Origin of the sequence: Streptomyces agglomeratus, assembly GCF_001746415.1 — a bacterium.
In the GTDB taxonomy this organism is placed as follows: domain Bacteria; phylum Actinomycetota; class Actinomycetes; order Streptomycetales; family Streptomycetaceae; genus Streptomyces; species Streptomyces agglomeratus.
Genome location: NZ_MEHJ01000001.1, coordinates 7,739,095 through 7,765,571, shown reverse-complemented (window position 1 = coordinate 7,765,571; position 26,477 = coordinate 7,739,095). Strand labels below are relative to the sequence as shown.

15 protein-coding genes and 9 pseudogenes are annotated in these 26,477 nt (G+C 68.4%); 16 read left to right on the top strand and 8 right to left on the bottom strand.

Translation table 11 applies throughout. The features are described from left to right. Nucleotides 1-327: 327 nt before the first annotated feature. Nucleotides 328-609 (top strand): transposase family protein, encoded by a 282-nt coding sequence (locus AS594_RS46570; protein ID WP_240509155.1) that lies wholly within the window; start codon nt 328-330, stop codon nt 607-609. A 357-nt stretch (nt 610-966) separates the two neighbouring features. Here the strand turns inward: AS594_RS46570 and AS594_RS34050 are convergent, their stop codons facing one another. Together AS594_RS34050 and mobF are read right to left on the bottom strand one after the other, a co-directional pair. Next, nucleotides 967-1,314, bottom strand: coding sequence for a hypothetical protein (locus tag AS594_RS34050; RefSeq protein ID WP_069931925.1), 348 nt, complete (start codon nt 1,312-1,314; stop codon nt 967-969). Next, nucleotides 1,311-2,565 (bottom strand): annotated as a pseudogene (gene mobF, locus AS594_RS34045) (MobF family relaxase); the annotation flags it as partial. The pseudogene mobF and the gene AS594_RS34050, both read right to left, overlap by 4 nt. Before the next feature lie 190 nt (nt 2,566-2,755). On the opposite strand from mobF, the gene AS594_RS34040 reads away from it, so the two are divergent. Next, nucleotides 2,756-4,372 (top strand): MFS transporter, encoded by a 1,617-nt coding sequence (locus AS594_RS34040; protein WP_069774763.1) that lies wholly within the window; start codon nt 2,756-2,758, stop codon nt 4,370-4,372. 432 nt (nt 4,373-4,804) lie between these two features. Here AS594_RS34040 and AS594_RS34035 read toward each other — a convergent pair whose 3' ends face one another. The 3 genes and pseudogenes from AS594_RS34035 to AS594_RS34025 form a co-directional block, all read right to left on the bottom strand. Next, entirely contained in the window at nt 4,805-5,104 is a 300-nt protein-coding gene (locus tag AS594_RS34035) for a hypothetical protein (RefSeq protein WP_069935720.1), read from the bottom strand. 5 nt (nt 5,105-5,109) lie between these two features. Next, entirely contained in the window at nt 5,110-6,231 is a 1,122-nt protein-coding gene (locus AS594_RS34030) for an IS630 family transposase (RefSeq protein WP_069774651.1), read from the bottom strand. A 131-nt stretch (nt 6,232-6,362) separates the two neighbouring features. Further along, nucleotides 6,363-7,318 (bottom strand): annotated as a pseudogene (locus AS594_RS34025) (IS701 family transposase); the annotation flags it as partial. A 920-nt stretch (nt 7,319-8,238) separates the two neighbouring features. On the opposite strand from AS594_RS34025, the pseudogene ku reads away from it, so the two are divergent. From ku to AS594_RS33990, 6 genes and pseudogenes are all read left to right on the top strand, one after another. Beyond that, a pseudogene (gene ku, locus AS594_RS34020) lies at nt 8,239-9,146 on the top strand (non-homologous end joining protein Ku). Nucleotides 9,147-9,805: 659 nt separating this feature from the next. After that, nucleotides 9,806-10,171: pseudogene (locus tag AS594_RS34010) on the top strand (TetR/AcrR family transcriptional regulator); the annotation flags it as partial. Nucleotides 10,172-10,276: 105 nt separating this feature from the next. Beyond that, the gene (locus AS594_RS34005; protein WP_069935719.1) at nt 10,277-10,888 is read left to right on the top strand and encodes an RNA polymerase sigma factor; all 612 of its coding nucleotides are present in this window, start codon (nt 10,277-10,279) and stop codon (nt 10,886-10,888) included. After that, a complete protein-coding gene (locus tag AS594_RS34000; RefSeq protein WP_079148057.1) occupies nt 10,885-11,865 on the top strand; it encodes a CU044_5270 family protein in 981 nt (326 codons plus the stop codon). Before AS594_RS34005 ends, AS594_RS34000 begins: the two co-directional genes overlap by 4 nt. A gap of 292 nt (nt 11,866-12,157) precedes the next feature. Continuing rightward, on the top strand, nt 12,158-13,771 hold the full coding sequence (locus tag AS594_RS33995) for an IS1182 family transposase (protein ID WP_069935718.1): 1,614 nt from the start codon (nt 12,158-12,160) through the stop codon (nt 13,769-13,771). 139 nt (nt 13,772-13,910) lie between these two features. Further along, nucleotides 13,911-14,461: pseudogene (locus AS594_RS33990) on the top strand (IS5 family transposase); the annotation flags it as partial. A gap of 135 nt (nt 14,462-14,596) precedes the next feature. Here AS594_RS33990 and AS594_RS33980 read toward each other — a convergent pair. Then, complete coding sequence (locus AS594_RS33980; protein ID WP_069774764.1) at nt 14,597-15,145, bottom strand: hypothetical protein; 549 nt, start codon at nt 15,143-15,145, stop codon at nt 14,597-14,599. 105 nt (nt 15,146-15,250) lie between these two features. Here AS594_RS33980 and AS594_RS41570 point away from each other — a divergent pair. Further along, nucleotides 15,251-15,424: pseudogene (locus AS594_RS41570) on the top strand (IS5/IS1182 family transposase); the annotation flags it as partial. A gap of 226 nt (nt 15,425-15,650) precedes the next feature. Continuing rightward, entirely contained in the window at nt 15,651-15,860 is a 210-nt protein-coding gene (locus AS594_RS33975) for a DUF6207 family protein (RefSeq protein ID WP_069931930.1), read from the top strand. 248 nt (nt 15,861-16,108) lie between these two features. On the opposite strand, the gene AS594_RS33970 is transcribed toward AS594_RS33975, so the two are convergent. After that, nucleotides 16,109-16,447, bottom strand: a complete 339-nt coding sequence (locus AS594_RS33970; RefSeq protein WP_069931931.1) for a MerR family transcriptional regulator — start codon at nt 16,445-16,447, stop codon at nt 16,109-16,111. A 1,043-nt stretch (nt 16,448-17,490) separates the two neighbouring features. On the opposite strand from AS594_RS33970, the gene AS594_RS33965 reads away from it, so the two are divergent. Further along, on the top strand, nt 17,491-17,736 hold the full coding sequence (locus tag AS594_RS33965; RefSeq protein WP_240509154.1) for a hypothetical protein: 246 nt from the start codon (nt 17,491-17,493) through the stop codon (nt 17,734-17,736). Nucleotides 17,737-18,869: 1,133 nt separating this feature from the next. Further along, nucleotides 18,870-21,028 (top strand): annotated as a pseudogene (gene tap / locus AS594_RS33960) (telomere-associated protein Tap). 152 nt (nt 21,029-21,180) lie between these two features. Here tap and AS594_RS45505 read toward each other — a convergent pair. Next, a complete protein-coding gene (locus tag AS594_RS45505; protein ID WP_069930153.1) occupies nt 21,181-21,579 on the bottom strand; it encodes a hypothetical protein in 399 nt (132 codons plus the stop codon). Between the two features lie 78 nt (nt 21,580-21,657). On the opposite strand from AS594_RS45505, the pseudogene AS594_RS33950 reads away from it, so the two are divergent. The 4 genes and pseudogenes from AS594_RS33950 to AS594_RS33935 form a co-directional block, all read left to right on the top strand. After that, nucleotides 21,658-21,927 (top strand): annotated as a pseudogene (locus AS594_RS33950) (IS701 family transposase); the annotation flags it as partial. A 180-nt stretch (nt 21,928-22,107) separates the two neighbouring features. Next, nucleotides 22,108-22,542 (top strand): DUF6196 family protein, encoded by a 435-nt coding sequence (locus tag AS594_RS33945; RefSeq protein ID WP_069933741.1) that lies wholly within the window; start codon nt 22,108-22,110, stop codon nt 22,540-22,542. Between the two features lie 267 nt (nt 22,543-22,809). Beyond that, nucleotides 22,810-23,332 (top strand): annotated as a pseudogene (locus AS594_RS41560) (helicase associated domain-containing protein); the annotation flags it as partial. A gap of 192 nt (nt 23,333-23,524) precedes the next feature. Next, nucleotides 23,525-26,455 carry a tetratricopeptide repeat protein gene (locus tag AS594_RS33935; protein WP_240509153.1) on the top strand — a complete coding sequence of 977 codons (2,931 nt, stop codon included), beginning with the start codon at nt 23,525-23,527 and terminating at the stop codon, nt 26,453-26,455. Nucleotides 26,456-26,477 lie beyond the last annotated feature (22 nt).

Below are 26,477 nucleotides of genomic sequence, written 5' to 3'. Positions count from 1 at the left end.
TACCAAAGAGCTTGCCGAGGACACCTGCCCGATTGTCTACCAGTGCCGTCTGTCGCTCCACGCGCACCGTCAACCACCTCGCCGATCTGCTGCGGCGGCATCTGAAGGCGATTCGGTCCAGGTGGCGGATCCTGCCGCCGGGGAAGATCGCGGTGATCGTCCTGGCCGTGCTGCGCCACGACCAGCGCCTGGCCGACATGGCCGGCGGCAACGACGTGTCCGAGTCCACCGTCCCGCCGCTGGCGCGACGAGCTGATCGGACTGCTCGCCGCCCAGGCGCCGCGCCCGGACCGTGCCTTGAGAAAGGTCGCCAAGCAGGGCGGGGAGGTGGTCCTGATCGACGGCACCCCCATTCGCACCAGGCGCCGCACCGGGAGGGCCGACCGGCGGAACTATTCCGGCAAGCACCGCAGCCATGGCATGCGCTTTCTCGCCCTGACCGACGAGAAGGGCCGCCTGATCTGGATATCCGCCGCCCGGCCCGGCCGCACCCACGACAACACCGCCGCCCGCCATGACCGCATGCTGGCCCACCTGCGCGCGGCCGGCCTCGGGGCGTGGCCGACCTCGGTTTCCGCAGCCTGGACAACGACATCCTCGACCCTGTGATCGTCACCGGCTACACCGCCAGCCGCACCCACAAACTCACCCCAGGCCAGAAGGAAACCAACCGAGTCCTTGCCGTCGGACGCGCACCGGTCGAGCACGGCTTCGCCCACCTCAAGAACTGGCGGATCTCACCCCGCCCGCGCCACCCAGCTCTTGCGCGCTCTGCTCGTCCTGACGAACCTCGAAGTCAACCGCTGACGGACGATCTTCTCCGCAGACTTCCGCCCACGACCAGCACGAGTACGCCGAGGACCGATCACACCAGCCCTTTGACCTGGGACTTCAAGTTGGCGGCAACTCACTGACACTGGATGCCGAACATCGTGGGTTCCACTCGGTGGACGATGCCCGGCATCTTCACCACAGCCAGGCGTTGGAGTGCCGCACCCGGGACAGGGCACGCGCGTCGCGGCGTGCGGCCGCGTTGCCGATCCGGTTCTGCCGGGACCGGGGCCGGCGCGACTGCCCGGCGGCAAGGCGGCGCCGTCCGGCGTCCTGGAGCCGCCACCGTTGCTTGTGCAGCTCCTCCTTCTTCTTCGCCTTCGACTTCGGCTTCCGGGGCCGCTTCCAGACCGGCTGGCACCCCAGGGGCTCGTCGGGCTCGGGCTCGTGGTCCTCGTCGAGCGCGGCATCCATCTTCTTGGCGGCGGCGCGGGCGCGGGCGAGGGCTTCGTCAGGGCTGGGGTGTTCTTCCGAGGTGCTCACTCGACTCCTCCTGTGGTCCGGCCCGGTGTGTGCTGGGTGCCGGGCTGCTGGGTGTGTGGCGGCGGGGCCGTCGCCGGGGCGGGCTGCGGTCGGGGGCCGTGGGCGAGGGCGCGCTCCCGGGCGCCTTCCTGGACCCTGGCGAGGGCGGCCTCGGCGAGCGTCCGGCGGGTCTGCTCCACCGTGTCGACGTCGGTCGTCTGCTCTGGAACGCGGCCGGCCTTCCGGCCGGGGTGGAACGGCCACGGGCGCGACCTCGAGGCGGCGGGCACGGCGACGGCGCGCGGCCGGGTGCGGCAGCCCAGCCGGTCCGCGCGACGCACGGCCTGGGCCTGGACCCTCAGCGCACCGGCGGCGAGGCGGGCCCGCTCGTACGGCGGGGCGGTCCGTTTGCGGGTCAGCGGCGCAGCACGGCCTGGTCTTCGGTGGCGCGTGGGTACAGGGCGCGCAGGTCGGCGGTCATCATCCGGCGGCTGGCCGGGCGGGTGTAGTCGTCGACGGCCGTCTGCACGATCTGTTCGTCCAGGCCGGGTTCGTGGGGTCGGCCGCGCAGGACGTAGGAGAGGTGGCGGCGGGCTTCGGCGAGCAGGGGGTGGCCTTTGAACGCGCCGCGCATCACGTACACGACGTCGACGGCGGCCAGCGCTATGTCGACCAGCGGCCGCACCCGCGCCCACACCGCCGCAGCCGCCGCCCGCGCCCGCTGCGCCAGCCGGTCGACGACGTCGGCGCCGTAGGCCCGGATCGCCGAGGCGCGCCATCGCTTGCGCAGCTCGGTCAGCGACAGCAGTTCCGTGCGCTTGGGCGGGAGCTCTGGTCGGCGGCCTGGCAGGCCAGCGCGTAGGCGGCCCACTCCCCCGGCGCGTGCCCGTGCTTCTCCTCGTACCTGGCGGTGAGGACGGGCAGCGTGTCCTCGATCTGCTGGCGGCGGGTCGACTGCCAGCTGATGAGCCGCTGGTCGATGCCCGCGATCTCCATGACGGGCCGGCGGCCGGGCGTCACCTCGCGCGGCTCCCAGGCCCACCCGAGCCGGGCGGACACCTCCTCCATGAAGTACAGGGTGTAGAGGGTGTCGGCCACGACGATGTGGGCCAGCATCGAGTCCGCCGACAGGTTGCCCCACGTCCCCTTTTCGTCCGGCCGCCGGGTGCGGATCGAGATCAGCGCATGATCGTGAAGAAGAGGCTTCGACTCGGCAGCTTTGGACTCGTAGTGCCGGAAGACCGCGACGATCAGCCCGTCCTTGACCTGGGCGCTCGGCGTGCCTGGCATCGTCCTGCCGAACGGGGAGCACCTCTGCCGCAGCGTATGAAGCTGCCCCTCTCGCCCTCTCGCACCATGACGACTTCCGCCCAGGGGACTCCGCTGGCCTCAGTCCGCCAACCGGTTGACCTCGGGGGCGGGTCGCGGAGCGCCCTCCGGGGGCGGCTGGGACGATGCGCGGATGGCACCCAGAGCAGGCACCGCCGAGAGTTCGGGAACGGCGCGCATCGTCCTGCTGGCACTCGCGGCCGGTCAGTTCCTGATGGCGCTCGACAGTTCGGTCATGAACGTCTCCATCGCGACGGTGGCCGAAGACGTGGGCACGACGGTCACGGGGGTGCAAGGCGCCATCACGGCCTACACCCTCGTGATGGCGATGTTCATGATCCCCGGCGGCAAAGTAGGGGCGCTGATCGGCCGCAAACGCGCGTTCATGATCGGCTGTGTCATCTACGGCTGCGGCTCCCTCACCACGGCGCTCGCGCCGAACCTGCCCGTGCTGCTGCTCGGCTGGTCGTTCCTCGAGGGGATCGGTGCGGCACTCATCCTGCCCGCGATCGTGGCGCTGGTGGCGAGCAACTTCGCCGCCGAACGCCGGCCCGCCGCCTACGGTCTCGTCGCGGCCGCAGGGGCCGTGGCGATCGCGGTCGGGCCGCTCATCGGGGGCGTCGCGACGACGTACTTCTCATGGCGGTGGGTCTTCGCCGGCGAGGTCGTCATGGTGCTCGGCATCCTGATGCTCGCCGGCCGCATCGCCGACGCGCCGATCGGCGAACGCCCCCGCATCGATCTCGTCGGCGCCGTGCTCTCCGCGCTCGGGCTCGGGATCTTCGTCTACGGCGTACTCCGCTCCGACGAATGGGGCTGGTTCCAGCCGAAGCCCGACGCGCCTTCGTGGCTCGGCGTGTCGCTGGTCGTGTGGCTGATGCTGGCCGGTCTGCTCCTGGTCTGGCTCTTCCTGCGCTGGGAGGCCCGCATGGTGGAGCGGCGCAGAGAGCCCCTCATCGACCCGGGCATGCTGCACAACAAGCAGCTCACCGGCGGACTGACGATGTTCTTCTTCCAGTACCTCGTTCAGATGGGCGTCTTCTTCGTCGTGCCGCTCTATCTGTCCGTGGCGCTCGGCCTGTCCGCGCTCAAGACCGGCGCCCGCATCCTGCCGCTCTCCGTGACATTGCTGGCGGCCGCCATCCTGATCCCCCGCTTCCTCCCGGACGTCTCACCGCGGCGGGTGGTGCGGCTCGGGACCCTCGCGTTGCTCGCGGGCGCGGTGGTCCTGATGGCCGCGCTCGACGCGGACGCTGGCGCGGAAATCGTCACTATCCCCCTCCTGCTGATCGGGCTCGGCATGGGCGCGCTGGCGTCCCAGCTCGGGTCGGTCACCGTGTCCGCGGTGCCTGAAGCACAGAGCGCGGAAGTCGGCGGCGTCCAGAACGCCGTCACCAACCTCGGCGCCTCGATCGGTACGGCACTCGCCGGGTCGATCATGATCGCCTCGCTGACGACTTCCTTCCTCACCAGCGTGGACCAGAATCCGGCGGTTCCGGCCGAGGTCAGGAGCCAGGCAACTGTCGAACTTCAAAGCGGCGCACCGTTCTTGTCGGACGTCCAGCTCAAGTCGGCTCTCAACGAAGCGGGCGCTAACACGGAGGTGACGCAAGCGGCACTCGACGCGAACGCCGACGCCAGGATCGATGGTCTGCGCGCCGCACTCGCCATCCTCGCCTTCACCGCTCTCCTCGCAATGTTCTTCACCTCACGGATCCCGAAGACCCAGCCCCGTTCGACAAACCCATAACCATGGGATGGGAGGAGCTGCTAGCGGACTGACCGGGGAGGGCCCGGGCGTCTCGCCGACAGAGGGGGCCGAGATGGATGGAGGCCGCCGAGACACTGCGTTCCGAGCCGGAAGAGGTCACCGCGCGGTGGGCCGATAGCGTCAGAAACGAACGCCCCGTGGTGAGCGGGACCGACCTTCGGCCCTTCGGATTCTTGTCCACGATTCCCCTCCGGTCGCACGGAATGTCGTGAACGTTGCTGTCCCTGCCAGAGGGCGGTCACTATGCCGGGCACCGTGCGGCAGGCGCACCACGAGGTCACCGGGCCCCTCCGCCACCGTATCCTCCTCCGGTGATCGCCACGGAGTGCAAGCACCGATTACGTGACAGAGCCTCACTCCCCCGCCACCAACCCCCGGGGCGCAGCCCGTCGACTGCGCCCCGGGGGTTGGTCAGTCCTGGACGAGTCGCAGGGCGCGGGCCTGGGCGGTCGTGTCGAGGGCCGGGGTGCACCACTGGTTGCTGTCGAGGACAATCAGGTCGGTGATGTCGTCGAAGCCCTTGGGGGCGCTGGCGAGCATGCGGATGTAGTAAGAGAACGCGAGCGCGTCGAGTTCCTTGGCCGGGCCGGGCTTGGAGAACGGCGGGTTGGTGCACAGGGCCGCGACATACCTGAGGGCGAGCAGGCCGAAGATGTCGCATTCGATGATCTCTTCGATCTTCCAGCCGGTGCGCTGCGTCAGCGGCACCATGCGGGCTAGTGTCCTGCGCCAGAGATCCGTTGGCAGAAGCGGGCGAGTGAGTCGAGGATTTCTTCGGCTGTCTTGGTCCAGGTGAACGGGGTCGGGTTCTCGTTCCACTGCTTGACCCAGGCCCGGATGTCGGCTTCCAGGGAGCGCACACTCTTGTGGGCGCCGCGGCGGATCTTCTGGTCGGCGAGGAAGCCGAACCACCGCTCCACCTGGTTGATCCAGGAGGAGCCGGTAGGTGTGAAGTGCAGGTGGAAACGTGGGTGTTTGGCCAGCCATGCTTTGATGGCTGGGGTCTTGTGGGTGCCATAGTTGTCACAGATCAAGTGGACCTGCAGGTGCCCAGGAACCTCTTTATCGATCTTGGCGAGGAACTTCTTGAACTCCGCTGCCCGGTGCCTGCGGTGCAGGGAGGTGATGACTTCTCCGGTCGCGACGTCGAAGGCTGCGAACAAGGTGGTCAGACCGTTGCGGACGTAGTCATGGGTGCGGCGCTCGGGCATGCCCGGCATCATCGGTAGTACCGGCTGGGAGCGGTCCAGCGCCTGGATCTGCGACTTCTCGTCCACCGACAGCACCACCGCGCCTTCGGGCGGGTTGAAATACAGCCCCACCACGTCGTAGACCTTCTCCACGAACAGCGGATCCGTCGACAGTTTGAAGGTGTCGGTCAGATGCGGCTTGAGCTGGAACTTCCGCCAGATCCGGCCCACGGTCGACTTCGACAGACCGCTGCGGTCGGCCATCGATGACCGCGACCAGTGAGTGGCGTTCTTCGGGATCTCCTCCAACGTGCTGACCACGACCGCCTCCACCTGGTCGACGCTGATGGTGGGCGGCCGGCCCGGCCGGGGCTCGTCCACCAACCCGTCCAGCCGGGCGGTCAGAAACCGGCGGCGCCACTTGCGGACCGTGTCCGCCGCGATACGTAACTCCCGCGCCACCACGACAATCGGTGGAACATCAGCGCCGGCACACGCCAGCACAATGCGGGCCCGCAACGCCACTGCCTGCGCGGACGACGCCCGCCGGGCCCAACGCTCCAACACCACACGCTCATCGGGCGACAATAACAACGGTTCCAACTTCGGGCCACGACGTGGCACCGGCACATCTGCAGAAGCAGTCATAGACAAACTAACGATCAACTACTGGCGCAGGACACTAGTAGAACTCCGTTAGGTTTTTCTCGATCTTGACGCTGTCCGTGGCCTGCTGGGCAGAGGCTGTTGGCAGGTGCTGTAGATGCCGGTCCAGCACCTCAAGGTGTCCTGGAGAGCATCGAGGATCTGGTAAAGAGTGAGTCCGGCTCGGGCGCTTTTGGGGCCAGACGCTGCTCGGTAAGGAACGCGTGGGCGGCGGTCACGAGGGTGACGTGGTGGTGCCAGCCGGGCCATGAACGGCCTTCGAAATGGTCCAGGCCCAGGCCGTGCTTGAATCCGCGATAGTCGTGCTCGGTGCGCCAGCGGACCTTGGCCAGCCGGACCAGATCGGCGATCGGGGTGTCAGCCGGCAGGCTGGACAGCCAGTAATCGGTGGGGACCGGAACCTCTTCTGGCCACTCGGCCAACAGCCAGCAGTCGGGCAGGACCCCGTCCCACCAGCCCTGCTCGGCCGAGGCGGCGGCCTTGATCGGACGCTCGACGGCTTTGCCCGCAGGACGGACACGCACGGCGGCGAAGCGGGACCGTAGCTTCCCTCGAGAGCCGTGCCGCCACGCAACGGCGGTGAAAGCGTGCGGCTCAAGACCGGCGGCCAGGGCCGCCACCGACGGTGCGGGCTGTCGATAGCGAGGCTGGGGCCAGCGCCGACCGGTCCGTTGCGGTCCGGCGCCTCGGGCTCCGCGTCGAACGGGTGGGCAGTCACGTCCGCGCGGACGGCCAGCACGTAGTTGATGCCGCGGTCAGCCAAAGCGGTCCGCAGGTGGGCGTTGGTGTCGTAGGCGGCGTCGGCCACGACGACCGGCGGCCTCATGCCCCAGTCGGCCAGCGTGTCGAGCATGTCGAACGCCAGTCGCCACTTCTCGCGATGCGTGACCTCGGGCGGGAGACGAGTGGCGGTCCTGCGGTCGCTGTCCGCTTCCCATTCCCGTGGCAGGAACAGCCTCCACTGCAGCGAGCAGGAGGCGGTGTCGGTGGCAGCGTGGACGCTGACCGCGACCTGGCAGTTGGCGCGTTTACCCAAGGCCCCGCAGTACTGCGGGGCCTTGGCAACCGACGGGCCGCAGCATCCGCCACAGATACTCTGCGGTGGCGCGCTGGAAGATCCCGAGAGCCCTGAGCAGTTCCTTCTTCCGGGTGTGGGTGGGCTTCCAAGTCTGATCTGAAGACTTGGGAGGGTAGTCGAACGTACCGGAAGACCTGTTCTGTTGGGGCTGACCTGCGGATACGCGCCTGGCGGGCGAAGAGGCCGTGGAGGGGGTGATGGAGGGGGCCGGCGGGACGTGGTCGACGTCGTCCCGGAGGCCGGTCCAGGGATTTCGTGCGGCTCGTGGGCGGGGTCGGGCGTGAAGTCGGCGGGCACGGTGTCCTCGGCTTCCTCCCGCCATCTGGCCAGGGTCGGCGGCTGTCCGGCCTGCATGCGGATCTGCGCGCGGGCCGAAGCCACCGTGCGAAGCCACCCCTTGTCCGCTGTCCGACGCTCAGCACCAAGCGCGCCCCTTGCCGCCCGGTTGAGCCCCTTGACCAGCGGCTTTGCCCGTGATCGACATCACCGGCGATGTCCATCCCCGGCTCCGTCCTCTGTCCGCAGCTCCCGGACTGCACCGTGGGGCGATCGGCCGGGCGCGGCAGGCACCCGGTCGGCGAACAGGCAGGGCGTCATGGGGACGACGTCGAGTTCGACACAGGGTGCCAACAGTGGGCAGTGGAGCTGCTGGTGCGGCCGGCGAGAACCGTTGAACATCGCTGAGTTGCATCTCTCGGTGCAACGGCTGGGCGGGCGAAAGCCCCCGGCCGGATCGTGACGGCCACGCCGGGGACTCCTTCGCTGTGCCGATCCCGACTGCGCCATTGACCCGGCGGCTCACCGAGGCCGCCACGCGCCGGCTCACCTGAACGGCATCCCCGCACAGCCGCTGCTGAGCCTCGCGCACGTGTCCGTTTTAGGCTAGATTCCTCATCCTGCTGGAGGCCGTCATGCCACGCCCCGTCTGGAGCGGCGCCATCTCGTTTGGGCTGGTCACGATCCCGATCAAGGTGTTGCCGGCCACCGAGAACCACAACATCGGCTTCCACCAGTACCACCAGGCCGACATGGGTCGGATCCGGTACCAGAAGGTGTGCGAGCTGGACGGCAAGGTGCTCGACCAAAGCGAGATCGGGCGCGGCTACGAGGTCACGAAGGACACCATCGAGGTCACCGATGAGGACCTCGACCAGATGCCGCTGCCGACGGCGACGCGATCGACGTGGTCGCGTTCGTGCCGGCCGACAGCATCGACCCGCTGCGCATCGCCGACAGCTACTACCTCGCCGCCGAGGGACAGGTCGCCGCCAAGCCCTACACCCTCCTGCGCCAGGCCTTGGAGCGCTCCGGGAAGGTGGCGGTGGCCAAGTTCGCCCGGCACAACCGCGAGCGCCTGGGCCTGCTGCGCATCAAAGGCGACGCGATCGTCCTGCACTCCATGCGCTGGCCCGACGAGATCCGCTCCCCCACCTCCCTCACCCCCAAGGAGGTGGACGTCGACGACTCGGAGATCGACGCCGCCATCGACCTCATGGAAGCCATGGCCACCGACGACATCACCGGCTTCCGGGACCATTACCGCGAAGCGCTGGAGAACCTGCTCGCCGAGAAGACCAAAAGCACCCAGCCCACCGGAGCCGAGCAGCCGGCGGCCGCGGCGCCGGTCGTCGACCTCATGGCGGCGCTGCGCCAGTCCGTGGAGTCCGCCCGCGAATCCCGTGGCGAGAGCGGGGGCGAGGACGCGACCGTCCACGACATGCCCCAGCACACGGCGAAGAAGCCCGCCGCCAAGAAGACGGCCAAGAGCCCCAAGAGCCCGGAGAAGAAGACCGGGGGCCGCAGCCCGCAATCGGCGTGACTCAGCCTTATGCGCAAGGTTCGGGTGCAGGGAAGATCGGCAACTAGCTGCGCTTCGGAAGTGCGGCGGTCCGTGGATACTGCTGCCCGATACGAGGGCCAAGGGCCGGCTGCCGGCCGTCCGATCGGAGTCTCGGCAGCGTTCGAGGGCAGTGCCGAGATCGCCGAGCCCGGGCCATGGCCCGCGACTTTCTCACGTCGCTGCAAGCGGTGCATGGCCTGCCCGTCTCGGCACGGGCGACAGCCATGGTGCAGCTGTCCGAGCGAGCTGGTGACCAACGCCCGCAAGTACGCGTCCGGCCCGTGCCTGCTGGATCTGGAAGTCTGAGGGCGCGGTCCAGGTCACGGTGTGGGACAGCAGCAGCACGCTGCCGTCGGTGCTGGCGACCGACCCGACCCGGATCGGTCAGCACGGCCTGCTGAAGCGGCCGGTATGACCGTCTGACCGTTCCGGCTAGAGCTAAGGATCAGAAGTTCCCCGTGCCACAACCGCGCCAGCCGGACGGGGACTCGGGGAGCGTCGGGAATGAGAGGGGGCGGATCTCGGAAGGCACGCCTTTCAACGCATGGTGAGACCAACACAAACCAAGCCACCTGACCTGCACCGAAGCTAAAGGATGCAGGTCAACGGTCTTCCATACCTAGTGCGGGATGAAGGAGTCGTCGACTCGCCAGGCCAACGAGGGGTTCGCGAAGGTTGTCGCGGCGCGCGGCTCCTTCCAGGACCCGGCGCTCGACCTCGCCGACGAGCTCGCCGGGCTGCTCGGCGAGTGGCTCGCCGGGGACCGGGTCGGCGTGGAGCTGGAGTACGAGCTGTACCTCGCCGCGCTGCGCAATCCCGCGCTGCACCCCGTCGCCGCCGAGTGGTGCCAGGCGCTGTCCGACGCCCTCGCCGAGCGCATCGATTCCGTCACGGCACGGGCCCTGGTCGCGCTCATGGACGGGATCTCGCTGCAGGTGCTGCTCACGGGCGGGGTGTACGACGCCGGGTACGCACGGGAGATGCTGGCGCGGCTGATCCCGTAGGGTCGCGCCCGCTCCCTGAGAAAATCCTGTGCGGCCGTGAACTCTTCGCGGGCCAGCGGGGAACAACGGGTGACACGTTCGACCCCACCCCCTGACGGAGGACCCGTGACCGGACCACCGGCGCTCGACCCCGGCGACGAGCGCGACGGCCATGTCATCGCGCGGTCCCTGGAACATCCGGAGCTGTTCGCCCGGCTCTACGACCGGTACGCACCCGACATCCACCGGTACGCGGCCCGGCGCCTCGGCGACCACGCGGCGGACGACGTCACGGCCGACACGTTCCTGACCGCGTTCCTGACCGCGTTCCGGGTGCGTGCCCGCTACGACGCCTCGCGGGCCAGTGCCCGGCCCTGGCTGTACGGGATCGCCGCACACCTCATCGGCAAGCAGCGCCGGAAGGAAGTACGCGGTCTGCGGGCGCTGGCCAGGACCGGCCAGGACCCCGTCGCGGCCGGCTGGGTCGAGGACACCGCGGACCTGGTCGCCGACCGCGCCCCGCTCGCGGACGCGCTCGCCGCGCTGTCCGCCGCCGACCGGCATGTGCTGCTGCTCGTGGCCTGGGCCGACCTGACCTACCAGGAGGTCGCCGAGGCGCTTGGCATACCCGTCGGGACCGTGCGGTCCCGGCTCAACCGGGCCCGCCGCAAAGTACGGGCCGCGCTGGGTGCCGACCCGGCGTTTCTGGGCGAAGTGGCGGAGGTGGTCCAGCCGTGAACGTGGACGAGATGAAGGACGTACGCGAGTTCCGGGCCGGGGCGCCGAAGCCCGACCGGGCACGGCTCGCCGAGGGGCGGGACCGGCTGAGCAGCGCCGCGGGGCAGGGCCGGGGACGCAGGCTGCGGGCCGACTGGCGGCTCGCAGCGGTCGGGGCCGCCGCCGCGCTCACCGCGGTGGCCGTGCTGGCCTCCGGCCTCGGAAAGCGCGGCCACAGTGGTGCGGAGCGCACGGTGCCGACTACGACGCGGACGGTGCCGGGTTCGGTGAAGGAGGTGCTGGAGCGGGCCGCGTCCACGGTGGAGCGGGCCGATCCGCCGCCCACGCCGCACGCGGGCCAGTGGGTCTACGAGAAGAAGCTCTCGGCCAGTCCCGGACTCTGGCCCCCGAGCGCCGCCGCCCAGCCCGAGCCGAAGCCGGAGCCCCAGGAGCACTGGACGCGGTACGCGGACCCGCGCTTCGAGAACGGCAAGGAGGGCGACGACCGCTCCATGCGCGAACGGCTCCGCTTCCTCGACGAGCTGCCGGACGACCCGGCCGCCATGCTGAAGAAGGTCCGCGCCTACTACCCGTCCGGGAAGGGCAACCCCAAGTCCGAGGGGGAGCAGGACATGGGTGCACTGAGTGTGCTCTTCAAGTCCCAGCCCATCCCGCCGCAGGCGCTCGCCAAGCTGTACCGCGCGCTGGCCGCGGTCCCCGGCGCCGAGGTCACCGACCATCTCGTACGGGACCTCGCGGGCCGGGACGCCCTCGCGGTCGGGCACGAAGAGAAGGGGCAGAAGGTCCGCCGCGAGATCCTGATCGACCCGCACACATACCAGTACCTCGGCGACCGACAGATCGTCGTCAAGGACTACAAGGACACGTTCCCGGGCGCCGACGACACCCCTGACCGGCCCTGGAAGGCGGGCGACCTCATGTTCCAGAACGCGCTCCTGGCCACGGGAATCGTCGACGACAAGGGCGACCGCCCCTGACATCCGGTGGGGGCCGAAGCTGTTCGCATGTACGACGAGATTGCGCCTGTGCTCGACGGCATCAAGGCTCCACCGCCGGCGGACGCTCCTCCCCTACTAGCTTGACTCTGTCGGGGATCTTGGAGTTTTGCGGTGCGGCAGCATGGTCAACGGGCACGCTCGGGTAGTCCGATGGCCGATGCAGTTGTCGAGGTGCCCGTTGTCCCTCCGTCCACGTTCCGGTGAGCAGGTCCCGTCTCTGACTGCGCAGGTCGCGCGGGCGAGCAACCCGGGCCGCACGACGGCGATATGGGTGAGAGACCGGCTGGACGGGCTGTGGCATGACGAGGACTTCGCCGACTGGTACCCGCGCGACGGACGCCCGGGGCTCTCGCCTGCTCAACTGGCCACCGTCTGTGTGCTGCAGTTCCTGCTCGGCCTGTCGGGCCGGCAGGCCGCCGAGGCGGTCCGCTGCCGCATCGACTTCAAGTACGCGATGGCCATGGAGCTGGATGACCCCGGGTGCCATCACAGCGTGCTGGCCGATTTCCGCGATCGTCTCGCCGAAGGCAACCGTGCTGACCGCCTCCTCGACCTTGCGCTCGCGCGCCTCAAGGAGGCCGGACTGGTGCGCGAGCGCACCACCCAGCGCACCGATTCCACCCATGTCCTGGCCGCGGTGCGTGACCTGACTCGCCTGGAGCTGATCACCGAGGCGGTCCGCGCCGCACTGGAAGAGGTCGCCGGCACCTCCCCTCACCTGCTGGACGAGCTGGTCGATGAGGACTGGGGGCGCCGCTACGGCCGACCGGTCCGCCTGGGCAAGAACCCCACCAAGCCCAAGACCAGGATCCTTGCCACTGGAAACGACGCCGTCCGGCTCCTGGAGCACCTCTACCAGCACGGAGCAGACCGCGCGTCCGGTCCTCGTATCCAGGCCCTGCGCCAGATCATGGTGCAGAACTACCACCGTGACGCCGCAGGCCACCGGCGCTGGCGCACTGCCGAGAAGGAAGGCGGGCTCGGGCTGCCGCCCTCGTCCCGGGCGGTCGTTTCTCCCTACGACACCTCGGCCCGCTACGCACGGCACGGACACATCATCAGCTGGAAGGGGTTTTCCGCTCACCTGACCGAGACTTGTGCTCCCGACGGCCCCAACGTGATCACGGACGTGGCCACCACCGCGGCCACCACCCACGACAGCCAGGTCCTGCCCGGCATCCACACCCGCCTGGCCCGCCGCGGACTCCTGCCCGCCGAGCACCTGGTCGATGCCGGCTATACCTCCCTGCCCCGCCTGGAACAAGCCACCCGAGAACACCAGGTCACCGTCTCTGGACCACTGCGGAGCAACCCCACCCGTCAGCACCGCCGGGACGAGGGCTTCGCCCGGGACGACTTCCACATCGACTACGACCGCCAGCAGGTCACCTGCCCCCAGGGCCAGGTCAGCCAAGGCTGGCACGGCCCCTACCCGACCTCCTCACCCACAGCGGCCCCGCTGATCGTGGCCAGGTTCACCAAAAGCCAGGGCCAGCCCTGCCCGGCGCGTACCCAATGCACTACCTCCCGCGAAAGCACCCGCACCGTGGGCTTCCCCCCACGAGAACTCCGCGACCTGCAACTTCGCGTCCGCACCGAGCAACAGACACCCGAGTGGAAGACCCGCTACGCGGTCCGCTCCGGAGTGGAGGGCACGGTTAACGAGTTCGCCCACGGATATTGCATGAGACGCTGCCGCTACCGAGGACAGGGAAAGGCCCACATCCAGCACGTCCTGACGGCCATCGCCGTCAACATCGAGCGCCTCAGCGGACTGCCACCAACCGAAGAAGCCCCCACGCCCCGCCGACCGACTGCCTTCCAGAACTACCTCGACCAGCGCGAGATACCCCGCCCGAAGTCCTGGCGAACCCTGGGCAGCTGACCTCGGCGGCACCAAGATCCCCGACAGAGTCAAGCTAAGTGGGCGTTAAGTCCGGTCTTCCTCGGTTCGTGATCGCTCGATCGTGGTACTGATCGCCGTCCCGGCCGCCTGGTGAGCATGTCCATGTTGAGATGCGAGCGTGAAGAGAGAGCCGTACCTCAGCGACTTATCAGACGAGCAGTGGGCGTTGATCGAGCCGATGATCACGGCCTGGAAGCAGGACAGGGTGGCGCGGTCGGCGACCGGAGATCCCGGGTCCTGCGACCTCCGGGAGGTCGTGAACGCGATCTTCTATCAGAACCGGACGGGCTGTCAGTGGCGCCTTTTGCCGCATGACTTCCCGGCCTGGTCGGCGGTGTTTTACTACTTCGGCCTGTGGCGTGAGGACGGGCTGGACCAGCGGATCCAGGAACTCCTGCGCTGCCAGGTGCGGGAGAAGGCCCGCCGATTAGAGGACCCGTCCCTCGTGATCATCGACACCCAGTCCGTCCGCGCCGCGGCGGGTGTCCCGAAGCCACGACGGGGCTGGACGCGAACAAGAAGGTGTCGGGGCGCAAGCGGGGACTGGCCGTCGACGTTCTGGGGCTGATCATCGGCGTCGTCGTCCTGGCCGCCTCCGCGCACGACAACGCCGCCGGCACCGCCCTGCTCGACCAGGCCGCCGAGCGGTGCGGGATGCCAACGCGCCGGGTCCCCACCATGCCCACCGCCCGATACCACCTCGATCGACCCCACAGCGCCACCTCGTCACCCCAAGCGAAACAGCGAGGCTAAAGCTTGTCCCGCAATTCTTTGCGGGCCTTCGCGAGTGCTGACGCTGGGCGGTCAGCGCCTCTCCACCAGTGTCGAGTAGGCCCTCTCAAGGCCCTGGGCGTAGCCAGCGCCCAACTCGACGTAGACGTGCCCGCTGGCCGCACAGGCTTCACGTAGGGCAGTGCTCTGTTGCCTGACCCACGCGGCGATCTCCCGATAGGTAGTGTCATCGGCTCCGTCGAGCCAGTCCGGGGCGGCCCTCAAGTGTTCGGTGGTCAGCTCCGCGTTCCCAAGGAAGACGCAGCTCAGTGGCATCCCGAGACCAGCGGCGGCGGTGGCTGCCGCCGGCGTGACGATGTCGCCCTCGACCACATAGCCGTCCAGGGGATCGGAGTCGTCGAGGCTCTCCGCGGTGGCACGGATGAATTCAACAAGGAAGGGCTGCGCCGGTACGGCCTTGTCCGGGTGCGTGCCGTGGCGCACGCCGTGCTGGGGCGCGGCGCGCTGCAGCATCGAAACCAGAGCGTCGGTCGGACATCCCGGGATGCCGTCCCGTTCCAGCAGCATCCACGCGAGGGTGCTCTTGCCCACCCGTGGCGGGCCGCCTATCAGGTAGATCACGTACAGACCGTACCCCGGGCGGCAGTTCGGGTGAGCTCGCGGTGGCAAAGTCGTGACCACACCTCCGGATCGGGCAGGTCAACGTGCCATGGGACGATCTTGGCCGTGGCTGGTGTGATCACGGCGTCGCAGCCGTCCTGGATAGCCCCGTTCACCGGGCTGAACCCTCGCTTTCTCGGCAAGTTGGCGACGATGCTGCGGCGTGAAGGCGCGGACGCGGTCCGCCGGGGCCGACCGTGGAGCCTTCCGCTGGAAGACAGGGTGCTGCTGGTCGCGGCGTGTGGGTTTGGCCGGGGCCCGCGCGCTCGGGGTAGCGCGGGCCCCGGCAGGGGCAGCAGCCCGCAGGGTCCGGTCCTGTCAACAGACCACGGGCCGCCCTCCAGATCTAGGGCCTCGGCCGCACCGACGCGACCGGAAGCAGGCAGCCCGCCTACGTCGATCACTCGTCCGAGCAGTCGCCGGGCCACCAGCGAACCACACCCCGCGCCACATCGTCGCAAGCATCATGCGCATCGACGAACAGCACGTCACCGAACCGGGCCTGGTGGTCCTGGACGTCACCGCCGCTGACGAGGACACCATCCATGAGGTGATGGAAGGCCTGCAGCAGTTGTCGGCCACCTCCGGCATCACCCCGGTCTGGTGCACCCCGGGCGAGGCCGGGGTCAGGGCGCGGGTGTACGCGGTCACCCGACGCCCCAGCAGTCCCAACTGACGCGGGTGGACACCGCCCCCACAGCCGCCGAGGCTGCCCATCTGCGCACAGCGCGAGCGCCTGGCGCGGTTCAGGGTCCGCCCCCGCGGAACGGCCGGCGGTTCCGGCGCAGAGGGGGCACGGCGGACCGGCGATGGGACGTTCGGAGCAGGGTGTCGCCGCGCACCCGCTTCAAGCGGGCCGGCGATGGCTCGCCGACCCGTGCCAGTTGGGTGTCAAGGCGAGCCGAGATGCGGGGCTCGGCCGTCTCAGGCCGCGGCCGTCGGGGTCGCCGATCCGACGGTGTGGCGGTGTTCGGCGTTTGTGCGCTGGGCTTCTTCGAGCTGGTCTTCGAGGACGATGATGCGGCACGCGGCCTCGATGGGGATGCCCTGATCGACGAGCTCCCGGGCCCGGGCGGCGATACGGAGTTGGTAGCGGGAGTAGCGGCGGTGACCACCCACTGAGCGCAGCGGGGTGATGCGGCGGGCGTCTCCGAGGGCGCGGAGGAAGCCTGGGGTGGTGCCGATCATGTCGGCGGCCCGGCCCGTGGTGTAGGCGGGGTAGTCATCGTCGTCGAGACGGCCGGACGAGTTCTCTGCGGTCATCGCACCTCTCTGTGGAACATGCTGGAGGGGCCCTGGTGCCAATGGCACCAGGGCCCCGAAGGAACTGCTACACCATCTGCCGGCCCTGGTACTGCGCCGGCCTCTTGTGTCCGCGTGCCCAACCTGGTTGCTGTCGGGGGTGCGGGGATCGCGGTTGCTTGACCGGAGACCACCTCACTATCGGATGTCCTGCGGTACCCGGGCTCAAAAGCTTCCGCCCGGGCGATCCTGATGGCGCCTCGTTCCTCCGTTCTTCCCTCTGGGATCAACTACTTACCAAACGGGTACTGCGTACTGCTGGTGATGCGACCTGCTCAGTGGCCTGTCACAGCGCCACCCATTCGGCAGCCAGCCCCGTCGCCCTTCTTGCGTCTGCTCTGGCTTAGAACCCCACTGCCGAACCTCCCGGTGCGCGCGCCCGCAGCCGACGCCTTCACCGAGGTACCGCTCACTGACTTCACTGCTGGGTACTGCGAATCGGTACTGCGAACTGCACTTGCGGGTACTGCCACTGCGTCAACTGCGGTACTGCTCACGGCGGCCCCTGATCACCGCGGGCCACCCGGTCCGGTCGTCAGTCCCGTCGCCGTCCTGCAACAACCCTGGCTTCGAAACTCCACCACCGCACCGCACTACGAACTACAACTGCGGTACTACTGCCCGGCAGTTCGTCTCTGCCAGACCCTGCGGTCTCTCTGCGTTACGAGAGAAACCATAACCACACCACCACCCAATGTCTACTCCAGCCGACATAGATTTACGCGTGTCTGACGGTGAGGTAACCGACCCCGACAGCGACGGAGAGGGACCAGGTGCCTTCTGATGGGCCCGGCCGTCGCGCCACTGGACCCAGCAGACTCGTCCAGGAGTGCGTCTGGACGAGTCTGCTGGCGTTAGAAAATCGAACGGGCGTAGCATTCTGGGGTGGCGACGTACGACTTTCCCGAAGACCTTCGCGCAGCTCAGCTGCGTCTGCACCAGACCTGGGCGGAGTACGAAGCCCTCGGCCGCACTCTCCCCTGGTCGGTAGAGCCCTCCAAAGGGTGGACGGCTCCGAAGGTCTCTACAGCGACGGGGAACCCCGCAGCCTGCCGCCCAGCCCCGGGTACACCGACGTGCAGAAGGCGGAGGTCGCCCGCCTGCGCCGGCAGCTCCTCGAGCTGTCGGCCGTGGTGTCGACGCATCCGTACCGGGAGACAGTTGAGGTGGGCAAGAGGGTGGAGCAGCGGATGGCGCTGAAGCATGTGCACGAGCGGGAAGCTGACGCCGGGCGGGCGGAAGCGGCGTAGTCATGCCTGGTCTGCCTCAGATGTCGCTCCATCCCAGAGCCAAGTAGCCCGGGCGCCCACAGGACGCGTCTTCTGCAGCCCGAGACTCACGACGCTTACGAGACAGCGCACTGGGGGAGACAGTGACCCTGGTGCCTGGTGGTCGTTGTTCCGCCGACGCGGGTGTGCATATCCGTCCCCCACGGACCCGCGTTGTGGGGGCCCTGCCACCCATTGGGCGGGCCCTCACCCCCATACCGGCCGGGCAGCCCGCGTGCTTCTCACGCCCTTCGTCACCTGGCGCGCTCCGTGCGGGCCTCGGCAAGAGCGGTGCCCACCTGGCGTGCGCCGGGGAGGAGGCCGAACTCCTGTCGGGCGACTAGGCGGCGAGGGCCCGCTGCCACAGACCGTTCACCGGTCGCCCCCTCTGGAACCTGGCTCCACGGGGCCTGTACACACCTGTTCGGCGGTACCAGCGTTCGCGTCCTGGCTGCCGGTGGGCCTGATCCCGTACGGCCCCCGCTCACCAGGGCGCCTGGCCCCACTGCTGCCGGCCCCTTGCGGCGGGACTCCTGCCAGATCACGTCGCCCTACCCTTCAGTCCACGGTGGAAGACGAACAGCCCCGCTTGGATGTTGTACAGCCCACTGTCCACGCCGCCCCACGCGGAAGAGACGGCCCATATACCTGGCCGCCTGCACAACCGATACATCACCAGGCCCATCGAGGTGAACCCGGTGCCCCCACGTCACCCCACCGGGTCCGTGACCGGAGGTGCACCACCGCCGTTGAGCCGGGCGACGCGTGCACGGTCTGTGGGATCCATCGCACGCGGTCCCGGGGGTCCCGAACCGCGCCTCGGCTCGGGGCCCCCAACCAGCAAGGTCAGGGTGCGGCTTGTGTACCGGCCCCGGCGCTCAGGTGGCCCTGGGCGTCCCGGACGCCCATCACCGACCGGCCTGACACCTCGACTCGCAACCTCGGTTCGACCGCACCGAGGTTGCGACGACCTGCCGTGCGGGGAGAGGGTGCAGGAGCGCAGAGCGAGGGGCCTGAGGGCCAACGGGCGGCGTGGGCGAGAGAGGGACCCTTTGGCACAAGGTGTACGCAAAATGTACGTAATATGAGCGCATAATGGCGGCCAGGAGGTCGTCATGCCTGAGCAGTCCAAGATGTTCGCGGCGGTCGACGCCCTGATCGCCAGCCACGCCAAGCTCCCACCTCAGGCCGAGCGGGAGCGGCTGCGCAAAGCCCACGGTTTGCCCAAGGAGCAAGTCGCCCAGGCGCTGGGGGTACGCCGCCCGACGATCGTGTCGTGGGAGAACGGAAAGACCGAGCCCAGGGGCGAGGGGCGCGAGGCCTACGCCCGGCTGCTCGACAAGCTCGCCGAGCTCTACCCCGCCGCCCCCTCACAGCCCGCTGGCCCATCGGCGCCGCCAACTGACCGCACACCGGCCGGCGAATCGGCCCCGGCAGCCGAGACCCGGCGCGCGGCCGGGACACCCACTGCCGCGGCGCCGGCGTCCTCGGCCCCTCGCGCCGACGGCATGGCTCCCGCCTCCACGGCCCCAAAGGCGGCCAAGGTGGTGCCCGAGTACGCGAACGGTCCGCTCGCCGTCCTTGAGGCCGTCGACGGGAAGGTGTTGGCGTACTGCGTGGGCGGTCTGGTGCTCGACTGCCTCGCCAAGACGATTCCCGCCCTGGTCGAGTGGACCCTGACCGAGGCGAAGCTCGGCGCATCGCGCCTGAACGCCAGCGGTAGGGACGCCGACCCGCTCGTCGTCCTTACCGCCTGCTCTGCCGAGCACTTCGGGCTCCCCCGGTCCTGGAAGACCGGCGCGCCCTGCGGCTGGCCGAGGACCACAAGGTCGTGCGCCAGGTCCTCAAGGCCCGGTGGAGGCTCACCCGCAGGGGCTTTGGGCCGTGGGCGCGGATCTACCGCCCGGCCAAGGGCGCGGAGCGCCGGTGCGTGCAGCTGTGTGTCCTGCCCTGGGATGCCCTCGACGCCCGGGCGTGGGGTGACACCGGAAACCTCCCGGCGCCGGACGTGGCTCATGTCCTGGGAACGTACGCCTCCCGTGTCATCACCCCGCGTGGCTCGAGTGCGGTGACCGGTCTGGCGCTGATGACCGCTCTGTGCCCGCCCACCTGCGCCGTGAAGGACGAGAGCACCGGAACGTGGGTCTCCGGCCACAACCCCGGGTCCCTGGGCCCTGATCCGGTCGAGCCGGCCCCGCCGGAGGCACCGGACGAGCACCTAGTCGTCGCCGCCCTCTGCCCGCGCGGCCATGTGCGTACCCCCGACCAGGTTCTGAGCGAGGAGGCCTTCGACTGGATCCGCAGCCCCGAGCTGCTCACCGACCCCGAGTGCTCCCGCGTGCACGCGGTCGGCATTGACGTCAACGTCGCCTTCCTCGCCCCCGTGAACCGGCTCGTCGTCGGCCTTGGGCCCTTCGTGCATGTGAAGAAGCCCGCCTTCGACAAGAGGCTGCCCGGCACCTGGCTCATCGATGTCAGCGGCATCGAACTCGATGCGCGCCTGCCCAACCCCTTCACCCCTCTTGGGGAACGGCCCGACGGCCCGGCCTGCTACGCGACCCCCACCGTCGCCTATGCGCATGAACTCGTGGCCACCTACCGCCTGCCCCTTGCCCTCACCCCGATCGAGGCCTGGGTCCGCCCGGACAACGGCCCCTACCTCGACCCCTGGTACCAGCACCTGGCTGCGCGTACGAAGCGACGATGGCCGACCTCGGTGTCACCCCTGGCCTGAGCGAAGCCGACTACCTCGCCGCGATGGCGGTCCACCAGGACGCCGATCCCCACATGGCCGCAGTGCTCTCGGCCGTCAAGGCCACCGTCAAGGGTGGTATCGGCAAACTCCGCGAACGCCCCCGCGGGGGGAGCTACCGGCCCGGCGAGCCGTGGCCCGCCCTCGAGCGGCCCACCTGGCGCCCCGACATCCGCGCGGGCCGTCGTCGCCAGCGCCCGGGTCAACCTGCACCGCAAGATCATCAAGACCGCCCTCGCCGGCCAGCACTCCCCCACCCCCACCGGACACCTGCATTTCGACGAGGACGCGCTGTTGCCCGTCGGCGTGCTCTCCGATTGCGCCGTCTACCTCAGCGACCACGACAACCCCGCAGACCTCCTCCCCCACACGCCCGACGGCAAGCCCGCCCCCGGCACCTTCCGCCTCGGGGTGAGCCCCGGCATGGTCAAGCACGAAGGCACCCGCGACCTGATGTGGGCCCTCGGCCTCCTCGACCAGGGCCACAACCCCGCCAGCCATATCAAGCCCACCCCCATGTAGCGTCTCAGATTTCGCGGCACAATCTCAGCTCCGATGGCACATCGGTGGCACTTATGCCGTCTTCGTGAGACTTGCTGGTCGGGACTCTCACCCTTTCGGGTGGCGGAGATTCAGGTCCGCTCCGTTTAGAGATGTGGCGCTGGCACCTGTGACTACACGGGCAATCGCTTGTGGGCTGGTACGCGATGGGCAGCGCCGCTGCGACCGTGATGAGCATCCGCCTCGAACTGCGAGCCGATGTTGTTCCACATGAAGTCGACCTTCCAGTCGGCCATGCCGGCCGCCCAGCCGAGCATCGCGGTCAAGACCTTCTCCTGGGACACGGTCCGCGTCTGATAGTGCTCGGCTGCCACGCCGTCCCGGAATTCGAGTTGGTACGTGTCGTCGTCACGCAACAACACCTGGACGTACCAGCTGCCTTCCGTGCCCTCCTCCACGCGCTCCAGAATCAGATGAGCGTTACCGCGCTGGAGGTTGGCCAGCATCCTGCCTATCGCTGGCTTCGAGGGCTTCTTCACGACGCGGCCTGCCTCATCAGTCGCAATCAGCATGGCGTGATCCTCCAACACGGCTCTGACATTGCCCCGGCGAGCAGACAGAGCATGTTGTCATCATGGGCTGGTGACGACCGCCGCTACTCGTCCTGGACCCGCTGGGTCACTCCGGCCATGCTCGCCCACGCCTTCCTCACCGTCGTTCGGGCCGACGAACACGCCCAGCACGGCGCCCCTGACGGGCTGATCCCGCTGTCCTGCAACGAGATCCAGCGACTCTTCATCACCCTGGCCGTCCGGCCCGACCACACGGCGGCACACCTGCTCGACTGGTCCCGCTGGCGACGACGCCACCAAGCCCGAGCACGCGCCTGCCACTACCGACGACAGGCAGCCACCACATGAAGATCACGATCTTGCTCGACGGAGTCTCCGGAGACGAGGGAAGCCGCGTGCGAAATAGACGAGACGGCGAGGGCGTTGCGACGACGGTTGCCCTGCAGGAGCCCTCGTTCCGACAGAAGAGGCGATCGCGCGATGATCCCCGGGTGGGATCACGGCTACACGGATCAAGGAGTCTCGCTGATGGTCAGTGTGAGTATGGAGACTGCGGAACAGACAGAGCAGCGGCTACGCCGTGTGATCGCTCAGGCTGACCTCGTCGTGCACGACGGCGTCTGGTGTTTTGAAGAGTCTCCGGCTGACCAGCCGCCGGCGCTCTCCGCCGAGACGCTGGCAGTCGTTCGGGACCGGGAGAGCTGGAGCCGCCTGGTCCCGCTCACCCAGGAGGGCAACGGCGTCGAACGCTTCGGAATCTTCTCCTTCCACTTCGCCGATCACGTGGACAACAGCGGTTTCGTCGGCTGGCTGGCCACCCACCTCAAGGTTGAGCTGGGAACCGGCGTATTTGTTGTCTGCGGCAGCAACCGCGCCCGCGGCGGCATCTATGACTACTGGGGCTGCCCCATCGACTTGCTGGATCAGGCCATCGCGGTTGTCAGGACGCTACGAGACAGCTGATCTGCATGCAGGCGGCGATCCATCCACAACGGTGAAGATCACGATCTACAGCTGGAGTACTAAAGCCGACCGGAGCATGGCCACGGTCCGTTGAGCAGCAGCATTCACCGCTTCGTCATCCGAGCTCACCGCAGTCTCTTCTAGAAGCGCGACGGCGGCCTGGAGCACCCCGACATGGACGGAAACCGTCTGGAGCGCAGCGAGTGCGGCCATCGCCAGGTCGGCCGACGACGCCGGGGCTGAGCTCTGCGGGATGAGCGTCGCGACGCCGCGATCGACCCGGACTGGAACTGCCCGTGGCCCCTGGACTGGCAGCGGCACTACCGCGTCCTTGCGGACCTGGTCGACGCCGACGGCAGCCTGCCGGCCATCGAACCCGGCGTGCTGTTCGAAGGCGACGACCTCGGCAAGTGGCTCCAGCGGCAGAAGAACCCGGGCACCTGGGCGCAGCTCCTCTCCGAGCAGCAGGAGCGACTGTCCATCTTGGGCATCAAGCCGCTTAAGGCCCCGTCTCCCGCACCAGCGGCTGAGCGTGTGACGAAGGGGACCGAGCAAGGCACAGGCGGCGTTCCAGCGGGGTCTGGCGGCCCTCACACAGTGGGTGGAGCGGGAAGGCGTGGACCGGCCGGTACCCAGGGGCCACAGCGAAGAGATCGCGGTCGACGACGAGACGGAACCCGTGGTCATCAAGCCGGGGGTGTGGGTCTCGAACACCAAATCAAGGCGCGACAAGCTCACCCAGGACCAGCGGGCAGCGCTCGCCGAGCTGGGCATGGAGTGGGCGGTGTAAGGCGCTGAGTTCGCTCTGACCGCAGGGTTCCTGAATGTCCTCCTTCACTTGGCTGACAGATGGGAGGCCTGGATTAGAAACTGTCTGAAGCGCCAAGCATGGGCGGATGTGTGGTCGTTTTGGCCGAGGTAGCAAGTATCGGGGGTGGCGGGGTTGTCGAGGTCGGGTACGCAGGGCCTGTCGCGAGGGGCATTGATCCGGCAGCGTGCGAAGGCGCGGTTCGTGGGGCGGCGTGCGCAGTTGGCGCTGTTCACGGAGAACTTGTCGAAGGATCCTTTTTCTCAGGAGGATCCGGCGGAATTTCTGTTCCATGTGCGCGGTGTGGGCGGGGTGGGCAAGTCCACGCTGCTACGCCAGTGGCAGGAGGCGGCCGAGCGTGCGGATGCGGTGACGGCGGTGGTGGACGAGAACGACGTCCACGGGGTGCAGCAGGCCTTACTCGAGCTGGTCCGGCAGCTGGCGGAGCAGACGGGTCCGTGCAAGGAGTTCGACAAGGCGGTCGAACAGTTCAGGCGGGAACAGGCGGCGCAGGGTGAGCCGGTGCCCGTGGAGGGTGAGGCGTCGATGTCAAGCCGGGTGGTGACGCAGGCAGCGTTGGGGGCAGCGTCGTTGATCCCGGGGGCCGGTGTCGTAACGGCGATGGCGAATCCGGATACCGCGGCGCAGGGGCTGGACCGGCTTCGGTCTGTTTCGCGGTCCCGTGCCCAGCGGCGCGGTGGCCGAGGTGACGAGACGGGGTTGAGCCGTGCTTTCGTGGCCGAGCTGGAACGGTTGTGTCGTCGGCAACGGTGGGTAGTGCTGTTCTTTGACACATGGGAGCAGAACGCGCAGTACCTGGACGGGTGGCTGCTGAGTCTGCTGGACGAGGAGTTCGGTCCGGTGCCAGCGAACGTCATCGTCGTGCTGGCAGGCCGGGCCGAGCTGACGGAGCGGGAATGGGCGCCGCTGCGGGATCAGGTCGCAGACGTGCCGTTGGAAGTCTTCACGGAGGCGGAGACACGTTCGCTGCTGACTTCGCGGGGCGTTTCTGATCCAGGGGTGGTGGAAGCGGTGCTGCAGCTGTCAATGGGGCTGCCTTTGCTCGTAGAACTCCTCGCTTTGGCCCGTCCTCACACGGTCGAGGAAGTCGACGCGGGCGGAGACCTCGCTGATGTGGCCGTCGAGCGCTTCGTGCAATGGATCACGGTCCCCGAGCAACGCGAGGCTGTACGAGCGTGTGCATTGCCGCTGCAATTGAACGAGGACGTCTTCGCTGCCGCGGCCGGGCCTGAGGCAGAGGGGTTGTGGGAGTGGCTGTGCGGGCAGCCGTTTGTCAGCGGCCGTGGCGACTTCAAGCACTACCACGCGGTGGTTCGCGCCAGCATGGTCCGCCAGCAGCGCGCCCACTCCCCTCAAGGCTGGGTTTCGGCGCATCTGCGGCTCGCTGACGCTCATGCCGCCTGGCGTGCCACGGTCGAGGAACGGCTTCCCGAGGCGAAGCGGTGGAAAGATCCTGAATGGCGCCGGCATCGCTTGGATGAGACGTACCACCGGCTGTGCGCCCACCCGGGAACGCAACTGACGCCGGCCCTTGAACAGCTGGTACATGCTGCGGGCCAGGACACCGCTGTGCTGCGGCAATGGATCGAGACACTGGAACAAGCCGCGGAGGAGGCCACCGACGCAGCCCTGCTCAACTGGTCAGGGCTCCTTCGGGATGCTCTCGTCGGCGATGAGCCTGGTCTTACTTGCCTTGGTGTCCTGCTCTCCCACAGCCAGTTGAGTGCTGAGATCAAAGGCTGGGCCTATACCTACCGTGGTATCCGCCTCTACCTCTGCGACCGGGAGGAAGAGGCGCTCACCGAGTTGGACCGCGCCATTGCGCACAACGCCTGTAACGTCCATGCCTGGGCTCGTCGCGGGGAAACCCATCGCTGGGTCGGCCATTACGACCAGGCCATCGCCGATTTCACCGCCGCACTCGAAATCGACCCCACACTCGCCTGGGCACTCGCATCCCGCGGCCAAGCACATCTGCAGGCGGACCGGTACGACCAGGCCGTCACCGATTTCACCGCCGCACTCGAAATCGACCCCACTGACGCCTGGGCACTCGCATCCCGCGGCCAAGCGCACCGGCAGACCGGCCACTACGACCAGGCCGTCGCCGACCTCACCGCCGCACTCGAAATCGACCCCACACTCGCCTGGGCACTCAGCCAGCGCGGCGAAGCACACCGGCAGACCGGCCATTACGACCAAGCCGTCACCGACTTCACCGCCGCACTTAACATCGACCCCACACTCGCCTGGGCGCTCGTATCCCGCGGCGAAGCACACCAGCAGGTCGGCCATTACGACCAAGCCATCGCCGACTTCACCGCCGCACATGAAATCGACCGCACCTACGCCTGGGCACTCGCATCACGTGGCGAAGCACATCTGCAGGCGGACCGGTACGACCAGGCCGTCGGCGACCTCACCGCCGCACTCGAAATCGACCCCACACTCGCCTGGGCACTCAGCCAGCGCGGGGAAACACACCGGCAGACCGGCCATTACGACCAAGCCGTCGCCGACCTCACCGCCGCACTCGAAATCAACCCAACCTACGCCTGGGCACTCGCATCCCGCGGCGAAACACACCAGCAGGCCGGCCATCACGACCAAGCCATCACCGACCTCACCGCCGCACTCGAAATCAACCCCACACTCGCCTGGGCACTCAGCATCCGTGGCAGAGCACACCGACAAGCAGGCCACTACGAGAAAGCGCGAGTGGACCTCGAGCGGGCAGTGGAGGTGGACCCCGAAGACCTGTCCTGCAGGTTCGAGAAGCTCATGTTCGACACCGTAGAGGGACGGCTCGAAGCGTGTACGGAACACTGGAAACAACTGCTCACATCCCCCATGACCCCGCCAAACGAAGCACACACCAAGCTCTCGCGCCTTTTTCGAGCCTTACTCTTCGAACCGGAGAACCGCGTGACAGAGGTAACCGAGGAGTTGCTCGCTACACGACCGGGGTCGGGCAACCTCGCAGAGGTGCTGAGTTATCTGGCTGAGCTCTCTGCCGTGGGAAATGGGGTGGCTGACCGTGCGCGGCAGTGCCATGAGCTGATCGTTGAGCACACCTTGAGATGAGCCGCCAGCCGCCCTTCCCTCG

Coding starts and splice junctions, on each gene's coding strand:
- AS594_RS34040 (WP_069774763.1), top strand. CDS start 2,756: ATGGCACCCAGAGCAGGCACCGCCGAGAGTTCGGGAACGGCGCGCATC.
- AS594_RS34035 (WP_069935720.1), bottom strand. CDS start 5,104: ATGGTGCCGCTGACGCAGCGCACCGGCTGGAAGATCGAAGAGATCATC.
- AS594_RS34030 (WP_069774651.1), bottom strand. CDS start 6,231: ATGACTGCTTCTGCAGATGTGCCGGTGCCACGTCGTGGCCCGAAGTTG.
- AS594_RS33975 (WP_069931930.1), top strand. CDS start 15,651: ATGCGCATCGACGAACAGCACGTCACCGAACCGGGCCTGGTGGTCCTG.
- AS594_RS33970 (WP_069931931.1), bottom strand. CDS start 16,447: ATGACCGCAGAGAACTCGTCCGGCCGTCTCGACGACGATGACTACCCC.
- AS594_RS45505 (WP_069930153.1), bottom strand. CDS start 21,579: ATGCTGATTGCGACTGATGAGGCAGGCCGCGTCGTGAAGAAGCCCTCG.
- AS594_RS33945 (WP_069933741.1), top strand. CDS start 22,108: ATGGTCAGTGTGAGTATGGAGACTGCGGAACAGACAGAGCAGCGGCTA.